The sequence below is a fragment of the Schlesneria sp. genome (assembly GCF_036405755.1).
Classification (GTDB): Bacteria; Planctomycetota; Planctomycetia; order Planctomycetales; family Planctomycetaceae; genus Schlesneria; species Schlesneria sphaerica.
The window spans coordinates 1-10215 of sequence record NZ_DASWWZ010000405.1 but is presented as its reverse complement, the minus strand read 5'-3'; the positions used below and the strand labels follow the sequence as shown (position 1 = coordinate 10215).

At 54.7% G+C, this 10215-nt stretch carries 8 protein-coding genes; 2 read left to right on the top strand and 6 right to left on the bottom strand.

Translation table 11 applies throughout. The features are described 5' to 3' along the window. Window positions 1-107 precede the first annotated feature (107 nt). The 4 genes from VGE80_RS13960 to VGE80_RS13945 form a co-directional block, all read right to left on the bottom strand. Entirely contained in the window at window positions 108-1169 is a 1062-nt protein-coding gene (locus VGE80_RS13960) for a DUF1559 family PulG-like putative transporter (RefSeq protein ID WP_373650661.1), read from the bottom strand. A gap of 182 nt (window positions 1170-1351) precedes the next feature. Continuing rightward, on the bottom strand, window positions 1352-1816 hold the full coding sequence (locus VGE80_RS13955) for a hypothetical protein (protein ID WP_373650662.1): 465 nt from the start codon (window positions 1814-1816) through the stop codon (window positions 1352-1354). 438 nt (window positions 1817-2254) lie between these two features. Next, window positions 2255-3457, bottom strand: coding sequence for an esterase-like activity of phytase family protein (locus tag VGE80_RS13950; RefSeq protein ID WP_373650663.1), 1203 nt, complete (start codon window positions 3455-3457; stop codon window positions 2255-2257). Window positions 3458-3967: 510 nt separating this feature from the next. Continuing rightward, window positions 3968-6676 (bottom strand): excinuclease ABC subunit UvrA, encoded by a 2709-nt coding sequence (locus VGE80_RS13945; RefSeq protein WP_373650664.1) that lies wholly within the window; start codon window positions 6674-6676, stop codon window positions 3968-3970. Window positions 6677-7296: 620 nt separating this feature from the next. Between VGE80_RS13945 and VGE80_RS13940 the strand changes: the two genes are divergently transcribed. Together VGE80_RS13940 and fhcD are read left to right on the top strand one after the other, a co-directional pair. Then, the gene (locus VGE80_RS13940; RefSeq protein ID WP_373650665.1) at window positions 7297-7905 is read left to right on the top strand and encodes a 5-formyltetrahydrofolate cyclo-ligase; all 609 of its coding nucleotides are present in this window, start codon (window positions 7297-7299) and stop codon (window positions 7903-7905) included. A gap of 36 nt (window positions 7906-7941) precedes the next feature. Continuing rightward, window positions 7942-8871 carry a formylmethanofuran--tetrahydromethanopterin N-formyltransferase gene (gene fhcD, locus VGE80_RS13935; RefSeq protein WP_440593096.1) on the top strand — a complete coding sequence of 310 codons (930 nt, stop codon included), beginning with the start codon at window positions 7942-7944 and terminating at the stop codon, window positions 8869-8871. Between the two features lie 104 nt (window positions 8872-8975). Here the strand turns inward: fhcD and VGE80_RS13930 are convergent, their stop codons facing one another. Beyond that, the gene (locus VGE80_RS13930) at window positions 8976-9587 is read right to left on the bottom strand and encodes a hypothetical protein (protein ID WP_440593095.1); all 612 of its coding nucleotides are present in this window, start codon (window positions 9585-9587) and stop codon (window positions 8976-8978) included. Between the two features lie 250 nt (window positions 9588-9837). Then, complete coding sequence (locus VGE80_RS13925) at window positions 9838-10053, bottom strand: hypothetical protein (protein WP_440593094.1); 216 nt, start codon at window positions 10051-10053, stop codon at window positions 9838-9840. Between the last annotated feature and the right edge of the window lie 162 nt (window positions 10054-10215).

The window sequence follows — 10215 nt, the reverse complement described above, 5'->3', positions numbered from 1 at the left end:
AGGCTTTCGCCCCCGCTTGTCGGAATTCAGTTCCAGTACACTCATGTCTGGATGAGACTTTTCGTCACCGCAGCTCTTGAGGCTGCATGCGGCAGATCAGGGCGATCTTAGAACTCGCCAACAACTTCACCGCAGTTGCGAGTAGACAGAGCACCCAGCGTCACGGCAGAGATGTTCTCGCTCAGGAATCGGACCGAACCGTCGCACATGAGTACTTGGCTGCCACCGATGTGGAACGAGTAGATTTCGCTGTCGTTGGTTCGATTCATCGCATAGGGGGTAGCGGCTGTGGTGAGGTTGCATGGGCCGCTTGGCACAGTACAGCTAGCCTTTCCAGTGATCGTTCCGTCGATGGTGGCACCGTCCAGGCTGTAACCACCCTGAATGTCCGCCCAGCCCCATCCGTCCTTGACGGTAGGGATGCCACCGTTCGTGGTGGCTCGACCTGCACGATAAAGTTGGGGACGGCCAGCGTCTTCCACCGCCATCAGCGTGTTTGACATTCCGTCGGTGATGTCAGAAATGCGGGTTGAAGCAAACTTTTTCAGTCCACCGTCCCACTCGTACTTGGTGGGTGAGGGAGGATTGCTGGAATTGATTGTCGCCGTGTTGGTAGCCATTCCCACTGGTGGAGTTGGCAAGCCATGGCTCAGAAAGAATGCTGGGCGGACCGAGTTCATTGAGCCGTAGTCACAAGCACCGTATCCGGCAGCGGGCCAAGGATAGTTGACGTTCATGATGTCAGGTGTGGGAATTGATCGTCCCGACGGGGCAGATGGGCAGACGAAAACGCTTAACTTGGCGCTCGTCGCGGGGATGTTAGCTGGATTGTCCCAGCTCACATTGAAATTGTAAATGTTATACAGAGGGGTCTGATCGAAGAATGGAAGACACATTGTCGTCCAGCTTGTCTGAAAGATGACGGGGCCAGGAGGGCCTGCAAGGTCAATTCGTGCTGGAGGGAATACACCGTGAGTGCTTTCATAGTTAAACAGTGCTAGTCCCATTTGCTTCATATTGTTCTTGCACTGAGTGCGGCGAGCTGCTTCGCGAGCTTGCTGGACGGCGGGCAAAAGCAATGCAATCAAGACTGCGATAATGGCAATCACTACGAGAAGTTCGATCAGCGTGAAACCTCGCGAACGAATCTTAGTTACTGGACGGGACATTCAATTTCCTCAATAACGATTAACGGTGAATTGTGTAAATTCGGAAGATAATACGGGGACTAGTGCAGTTCATCCAAACTCGACGAACTGGGGCAAGTACTTTAGGGGCCTCGTGATCTGTTGGGCCGCAGACTTACCGCCTGAATTCTCTTGTTCGGAAAGATTTGGTGTCGGAGCGTCAGTTATCGCCCGGAAACCATTCGGGGGGGAGTAGCGGTGATTTCGAACGGTTCAAGCACATTCTTGGTTGGCTCGACTTCCACGACCAGGTCGGATTTTTTCGGATCCTGGTACTTCTTCGGCAGCAGCTCTGGTCCGTAGTCGGGCTCGCGAAGATTTGGATTGAGCGGCTTGGCCCAAGAGATCGTCACCGTGTACTCACCTGGCTCTGCTCCGTCGAACTGTCGTTGTGTCGTCAGGCGGAAAGCTCCATCTGGGCCAACGACCGCGGAAGCGGGTTGTGCGTCACTATCCTTGGGAACGAACAGGACGTTTGCGAACTCGGCGGGTTCGCCGTTCACGAAGACACTTCCCTCAACGGGGTAAATGCCTTCGCTGACGCCTGTCGAGCTGAAACATCCGAGATTCGCGACGCAGATTCCAGCCACGATGCTGGCGGAAATCAGTCTTTGCAAGCGTGGAAACATCGTCTCTGAACAAGCTCCTCAAATAAACCTTGATCGATCTGGAGGTCCGGCGAATCATCACACTCGCCGGGGGCTGCCATTGAGCCGGGAATACTAGGATCGGTTTGTTAAGAAGTTGTTAAGAAACTGTGAAATTGCGGATAAGCCGCGAAGAGAGCCATCGAACTCCGTGTTGGCGAGAGCCGATCGGGCGAGCCTGCGACGGTGATCAAGCCTTCATTGCTTGAGGGCTGGCGCAACGCTTGGGTCTCGCGGGCATGGGAAGGAAGTTTGACGAAACTGACACGGGGCGGAGGTCGTCAATGAATGAGCCCCCTTCCGGTCACTTCCGGCAGGGGGCTCAGGTTACAGATTTCGGTGCTTGCGAGTGAGATTGCTTTGCGCGTCATCAGGATATTGGGATTGATGGTCGCGCAAATTCGTCAGAATAGCAGGGATTCAGTCCAGTTTCGTCGCAAACACGTAGAATTCGGTTGGTTCGTCTTTCTTGAAATCATTGTCGCTGGCAATGACGACAACGCGTCTGCCATCAGGCAGCACTGGTCCCAGTGCAATTCCTTCGATTTTTTCGGGGAATTGGTCTCCAGCCAGTCCCAGTTCGGGTGCCAGCAGGTCGAGGAACAGTCGTTTGGCAACCGGTTGTACGCCCGCTGGAATTCCGGTTGAGGGGAGTTTTTCGAGTGAGCTGATGTCGGTCGCGTGAGTCAGGTCAATGTCATAAACACGCTTTGCTTTCGCCTCGGATCCAGGCTTTCCATCTCGTTCGATGACCAGCAGGCGGTTTGGCGACACCCACTCAATTTCACTGCAACCGTGTGATTTGTCTTCGAGTTGGTACAGGAACTCGCGGGATTTGCTGGTGACAAGGTCGTGTTCCCAAATCCGGACGTTCGTTCCCACACGCTTGTTCTGTGCATTGAGCCCACCGTCCTGAATGAGCGGGCTTTGGAGAATGGCGAACAACTTTCGATCGTCACCGCTGAGGGCAAGGCCTTCCCACCCTCGGTTGGCCTGGCGGCCTGACAAATTTCGAGGAGGGAGTTCTTGTTCGGGCGAACCGCTGGGGAATTGGATCTCGTATTTTTTCGGTGTCGGCAGCACCTGGATCAGTTTGCCCGAGCCGTCGAAGTGGCGAACTGACGGACCGTACTCGTCCGCAATGAAGTAGCTCCCTGACTTTGTGGCCCGGATTCCTTCGGGGTCCATGCGCAGGCTGTTTGAGGGTTGAGACGGGTTGAATTGAGTTGATCGGCCGACGTAGTTCACACCCTTGTCGTTGGTGAGGAAATGTGTTCCCACCAGCCGAACTTTCACCGGTTCACTGGCAGCAGGGTCTACGGGAATTTCGACAACCTGGAAGCGGCAGCGGTAAGACGTGGCGCCGTCACCAGGTCCCCGGTCAGGGATCATCACATAGCGATCGCCAGTTCCCAGCCAGGCAATTCCCGAACCGAGTCCACCGAGTTGATTCTGGGGTGTTCCGTCCTCCTGCAAGGCCGTTTCCCCTGAGAGATCCGTCGCGGTGGGGGAGAGGCTGGCCCGACCAACAAGAGAAATCGATTGGGCCTGGCAATGCGTGCCAGCAATGAGGTTCGCCATCAGACTGGCGATCAGTCCCCAGCAGTAGCGTTGATTCAACATCGTAAATTTCCATCAAGAAAGCAGAAGGCAAGGCTCCTGTCAGACAAGTCCGTCTGACCGAGTCGAAAACGGGGCAGATGATTGTCACAGACTAACTGATTGACAAGTGTCAGGAAGCGACCGCAGTCAAGAAACCGATGGTCACAGGAAGAAGCGGTCGCCCAAAGTGAGACATCTAAACGATTTACTCCGATTCGCTGTCATTGATTATTCCCGAATTAAAGAAACCACCAATGCGCAAGGAGAGGCCGCGGTAGGTCGCGATTGACTCATCGAATTGCCCAGACGGATTGACTCAAGTACGTCATTGAATGCGTCATCTCCATCGTGAGGAATTTAGCGGCGTGTACATAATGGTAAGAAACAACCGTTTACATGTGAGCGTGGTAAGATGACTCATCCATACTATCGGTTTGTCTCTTTTAATGATCTGGACAGATGGTGACTGTAGAGGACTTCATGAGCTCAGATTCATGTTACCAACCCAGGCTTCAGAAGTGATTGATAAGATTAGTGTGCGCTGGCGTAATACGCGTTTGGTAGTCCAGCGTAAGTGATCGTTCCGCCTTCGGGTCCCGCCAGCGGGCCGACATCAATTTGCCAGTCGGAATGGGAGATGACTTCGAGGTTGTGCTCGATCACCAGGACGGAATGTCCTTCGGACACGAGCCTTCTGAGAACGTGGAGCAGTTGCTGGATATCGGCGGCGTGGAGTCCCGACGTGGGCTCATCCAGGACGAAAAGAGTGTGGCCGCTCATCGCATTGGATTTCGCCAGTTCCGTTCCGAGTTTGACCCGCTGTGCTTCTCCGCCCGACAGTGTTGCCGCTGACTGTCCAAGTTTGAGATACCCGAGGCCAAGTTCATTGAACACCGTCAGGGACTGTGCCAGTCGGGGAAAGTTTTCGAAGAATTTCGCGGCTTCATCGAGGCTCATTTCCAGCACGTCAGCGACAGATCGTCCTCGGTAATGGATCGATAACGATGCTGGTGAAAATCGTCGACCATGACATTCGGGGCAGCGAACCCTCCAGTCCGAGAACTGCTTTTCATCAATGGGAGTCTCGCCTCGTCCATGGCAGACGCGACAGCGGGCTGCCGGCACTGTCAGACTGAAGTTTCGCGAAGTGAATCCCAGTCGCCTCGATTCTTTCGTCCTCGCGAAGACCCAGCGAACTTCGTCCCACAATCCGGAATAGGTGGCGGGTGTTGATCGGGAGGATCGACCAAGAGGCGACTGATCGATGCGAACCAGCCGCGTGAGTTGATCGACACCCTCCAGCTTGCGATAGGGGCCAGCCGTGATGTTACGCTCACCGAGTGATTGGCGGATTGCAGGAACCAGGGTCTGCATTATGAGAGACGACTTGCCTGAACCACTGACGCCTGTAACGCTGACGATTTTTGTTAAAGGAATTTCGACGGTGACGTCTTTCAGGTTATGCAGCGATGCCCCTTCGAGCCGGATGAGTGGCGTGAATGCATCCTTTGCCTCATTCTCTGGGCCGGACTTGGACTTCTGACGTGTTGATTTTGCGGAAATTTCTGTTCGTGCACGCAGAAATTGGCCGGTGATTGATCCAGGGATCCGGAGTATGTCGTCGGGACTTCCTGCGGCGAGAAGTTGTCCTCCCAGTGATCCCGCACCCGGTCCCAGATCGATTACATAGTCCGCGGTGCGAACGACTTCCAGGTCGTGTTCAACCAGCACGACTGTGTTGCCAGCATCGCGCAGCGTCAGTAGTGATTTCATTAACCGCTTTGTGTCGCTGCTGTGCAGGCCGGCCGTCGGTTCGTCCAGGATATAGCAGACGCCGTTCAACTCACTTCCAAGGCATGCTGCCAATCGGGTCCGTTGCAACTCACCTGCCGAAAGGGTTTCGCAACCTCGGTCGAGCGTCAGATATCCGAGCCCCACTTCGAGCAAAAATGTCAGTCTCGATTCGATTTCCGGAAGAATATGTCGGGCCGCCAGTCGCTCCGCTTCCGTGACGGTTTCAGCAGATGAGCTTTGTGTATCACTGGGAGTCTGGGCGAAACGGTGATGCCAGCTCTGGATTTGTTCCAGGGCCCGTTCTGGCACCATCGAACAGAATTGTGCGATGTTGATCCCGTCGATATGGACTGCTCGAGGAAGGGCCCCCAGACGAGTCCCCAGGCAGGCATCGCATGTGCGTCTGGCTTCGGTTTCACGTTTGGAACGGAAAGGGTGGAGTTTCCGCTTCTGTTTTGACTCGGCTCGATCGCACGATGCCGGAACGTTCTGGAGTGGAAGTTGGTTCCCCTCCGGAATTGTCGATACGTCTGAAGTCTCTGAAAGGTGGGTGAGTTCGCCAAGTCCGTGGCAGGTCGAGCAGGCGCCGGCGTGACTGTTGAAACTGAATGAGCGTGATTCAACAGGAGGAAAACTGAGATCGCATCCGGGGCAGGCAAGGTAGTTGCTATAAAGCCGGTCATGCCATTGGCCGTCGATCTCTTCCGAGATGACACATTGTCCGTGGCCCAGTTGAAGGGCAAGATCGACGGATTCTTCCAGTCGAGACTCGACACCCCGTTTCAGGATCAGACGGTCAATCACAATGTCAATATCGTGTGGTCCCGCTTTTTCCAGAGCTGGTGGAGTCGCAGCGTCGACGAGTACACCATCGACCCTGGCCCGGACGTACCCATCCTTTACGATACGCGAGAAAACGTCGGCGTGTGCTCCGGACTGATCCCGCACGATCGGAGACAGAACCATAACTTTCTGACGCTCAAGGCTCTGTGTAATTCGATTGACGATTTCGGTCCTTGATTGCGCCACGACACGTTGACCACATTGCGGACAGTGGAGCTTGCCGACGCGGGCGTAAAGAATGCGGAGATAGTCAAAAATGTCAGAGGCCGTTGCGACTGTCGAGCGTCGTCTGGCCCCCGACATCTGCTGCGATACCGATAAGACCGGAGGCAGTCCGTCGATGAGGTCGACGTCAGGTCGCTCGGTCTCCTGCAGGAGGGTGCGTGAATTTGACGAAACCGACGACAGATATCGTCGACGTCCTTCGGCGAAAATCGTGTCGAATGCAAGCGAGCTCTTTCCACTGCCGCTAACCCCGGTGATCACCGTTAATTTTCCGGTGGGAATCTCCACATTGAGGTTACGCAAATTGTGCGTCCGGGCGCCCACGATCTGGATCGTGGAATGAGGCGGGAAGGGGGAACTCTCAAGTGGGTGTAGCATGCGGGCTTCTGCAGTTCGAGGGATTCAACTCGGTAAACAGCGGCTCGGCCGTTTACTGAGAGTGCGACAGTATATCGCATCGATCGGGGGAACTTCAGTACGGTGCAGGCAATCGCTGACGGGATGCATGTTCAGTGGGTCTTTCGAAACATCGACATCCTGTGGGACGATCGTCCCTGTTTGAATGTCATATCAGTGGTAGATGATGTGAGTGGGGTCGTTCGCGTCTTGATTCACGAAAACCGACCGGCACTTCTCAAAACCGCGGCACTCGTTTGGTCGCAGGCTCCGCGATTGTTATTCTTCCTCCATCGTAGCGTGCGATGAAGCTCGGCTTTCACATCGACGGTAGAACATCTGTTTGGATGATTCTTCGCGTGTGTATTCAGGTGAGCTTCCGACGGCGGAGCCGACTGAATTTGCGAGCCGCGAGCGCAAGCGATCGGTTCTTGGTTTACGGGCAGCGGCACACAGTGGTGCTTCTCGATCCGGGGCAGTGCTTCGGATTTCCAAGAGGATTGCCATCGGGAGGCGCTCCCTGCTGCCAACGATTCACGAGCAAGGTCACGCAGGGTGATTGAGCCGTATTGCATAGCCGTTAACAGGAGCCACACAGACCGATGGCCGCAGAACAATCCGAAGAGCTTTCTAACAAAAAACAACAGATTCGCGAACAGGCCCATGCCAATCGAAACGCTCAGGAAAACAAAGATGAACTGAGCCGTGAGATTGTCGCACGGTGCATGAGTTTGCCTGAATACAAGAACGCGAAGACGGTGTTGTTCTATATCGATGTTCGCAGTGAAGTTCGCACGCGTAACGACCTCGTCAATGCACTCTCCAGCGGAAAAAAAATCGTCGTCCCCTACTGCGTTGACGGTGAACTCGAATTATTCCATCTGGAAAATTATGACGAGCTGGCGATCGGCATGTACAAGATTCTAGAGCCGAAGGAAGAGCTTCGTTCCGTTTCGTCAAAGAAAGTTGATGTCAAAGACATCGACCTGATCATCGTGCCGGGAGTGGCTTTCGATCGTCGTGGCGGGAGAACCGGTCACGGGAAAGGTTATTACGACAAGTTGCTCGAACATGCTCGTCCTGACACGCCGCTGGTCGCACTGGCATTCGAATGCCAGATGTTCGATGAAATTCCGATGCAGGAGCACGACGTGTTCATGGATAAGGTCGTGACCGAGAAGGCAAGCTACGACGGTCTTGGACGTAAGTAGAACTTTCCATCCCCTTTTCCCCAAAGAGCACCTGACGTGACCACATTGTCTGACGCGATTGTTGAAGATACCTACGCCGAGGGGTTTCGCAGCATCTATGCGGAGGTGCTCATCACCGCGCGAGACCGTACGTGGCTGGATCACGCCTGTAACGCCGCGACCGGCCATGCCTCCAGCAGTATCTTCTGTGAGTGCGAAGCAGGCATTGATCGCTACGTTGGTCCTGGGGGGGACGAATCGTTTCCTACGCCGGATGGACGTCCTGGTGCGATCGTGCAGTTTCACGTGCCCCGGTTTAAGAAAGACCGCGAGAAGCTGCTGGAAAAAGTACTTTTGCATCGGCTGAGTCAAAATGTACTGACATGCCCGACGGCTTCCTGTTTCAACCTGATCGACTCGGACCCCTACTTTAAGCTCGGGCGTAAAATTGCCTTGTTTGGTGACGGGCATCAGTTCCGTGACCACCGCTATGGTCGCAAGGTTTGGGTGCTGCCAATTATGGGGGGGGAGTTTATCATTGACCGTCGGTTCGGATTTTCCGACGGAGTGATGGGGGGAAACCTGTGGTTCTTTGCGGAATCGCTGGATGCGTCACTGGCCGCTGCAGAACTGGGTGTTGCGGCACTGGCAAAAGTTCCCGGGACAATTGCTCCGTTTCCAGGGGGGATCGCCGCGAGCGGCTCGAAGGCGGGTAGTGCTTACTCTTTTCTATTTGCCAGCACCAATCACCCGTTCTGTCCAACGCTCCGTGAGAAACTCGGGGCCCAGTCACAAGTGCCTGAAGGGGTGAACTCCATCATGGAGATCATCATCAACGGTCGCGATCTGGCCACTGTCTCCGCGGGCACGCAGGCCATCATTGCCGCAACCCGAAATAGCCCTGGACTGAAGAAAATCTCGGCAGGCAATTATGGGGGACGATTGGGGAAGAGCTTCATCTACCTTCGCCCAGAACTGCATTCCTGAGTTGCGGACGTTTCTCGCATTAAAGCGTAAACGCCACAGGCACCCGAATTGGATTCGAGTGCCTGCGGCGTTCAAGTGCTGATTTGTGGGCTTCGAGACCAGAATCATTTCATCTCGTATTCCGTTTCTTTCGCGGCATCGCCATCGAACGACTGCCGGAATGATTCGGCAGCCGCTGTGACCGTCTTCTCCGGTCCCGTCAGACGCAGGAAGTAAACGCCCTTATCGGGGATTGCGAGGACGACGCTGACAGAGCGATAGCCGGGCATGGGAGTCTTTTTGCCAGCAAAGGGGCCTCCAGAGGATTGCAGGTAGGTCCCGGTAATATCATTGACATAATACTTACCCTGCTCGCATTCTCCCTGGCTGAGCTTGATTTTGCGGCCTTCTGCTGTGAACTGATCAATCCATCGCTTGAAGTTCGCATCGATTCCCCCGCCGTCCCCTTCGAACGAGGAAATGACCAGTTCCGTGGCTGGCTTGTCACCTTCAGCGGGTGGGAGCTTGAATTGGCCGAGGCGAAGATTGTTAGAAGGCTTTTCCTGTTTCCAGTCTGCCGGGACTTTCAGCTTGATGGCTTTAATGGTCACGGATTTGGTCTCGCCCGTCTCGCTCTCTTGAGCAAATGCGGGAGCGAGTTGGTGAGAAGCAGGGAGGCCCGACACAAATCCGACAAAGAGAGCAATAGTGAAAGAAGCGTGCTGCCAGTTGGTCATTGAATATCCTTTCGCAAGAGGCCGAAGTTGTCCTGAGGTTCACCAGAGCGACAGGGGTCGCAGCCACACCAGTATGTCGTTCTGATTCTCAGCTTGCCATCCCATGGCGGGATATCGTGGGACATCTCCACTTGCCACTGAAGTGGGGCGGGAATGTCGCGAGTGACTCACTGGCCGAACAGGAAACCTCCGTTTGAGCGGTCAGCCAGCATTCTCATTCCGGGGACCTGTCGCCATCACGCGGTGTCGTTCAGCGGAGAGAGGTAACAGGTGTAAACGGAGGAGTCGCCGTGTGGCTCTCTTCATCAATTTGTGAGAGTTCCACCTGGGGTTCGAAAGGTCGGGAAAGATTCCAGGCCGTCTCATGGCCATCTGCGTAACCCGACTGATAACCGAAGTACCAGCAACTATAAAAAGCCCACAGCGAAAGTGGGGCAGCCCAAAAGATCCAGCCGTGACTCGCCATCGCCAAGTCTCCCGCGTCAGTTGATCAAGTTGGTGACTTCATTTCCCTTCAAGGTCAATTCAATCTTCCGCGTTGTCCACGTCTACCCCAACGAATGTGTGGCGTCAATACGATACTGAGCTGGCCGCGTGGTATTGTCTGAAGCGACACCAAAGAAAAGGG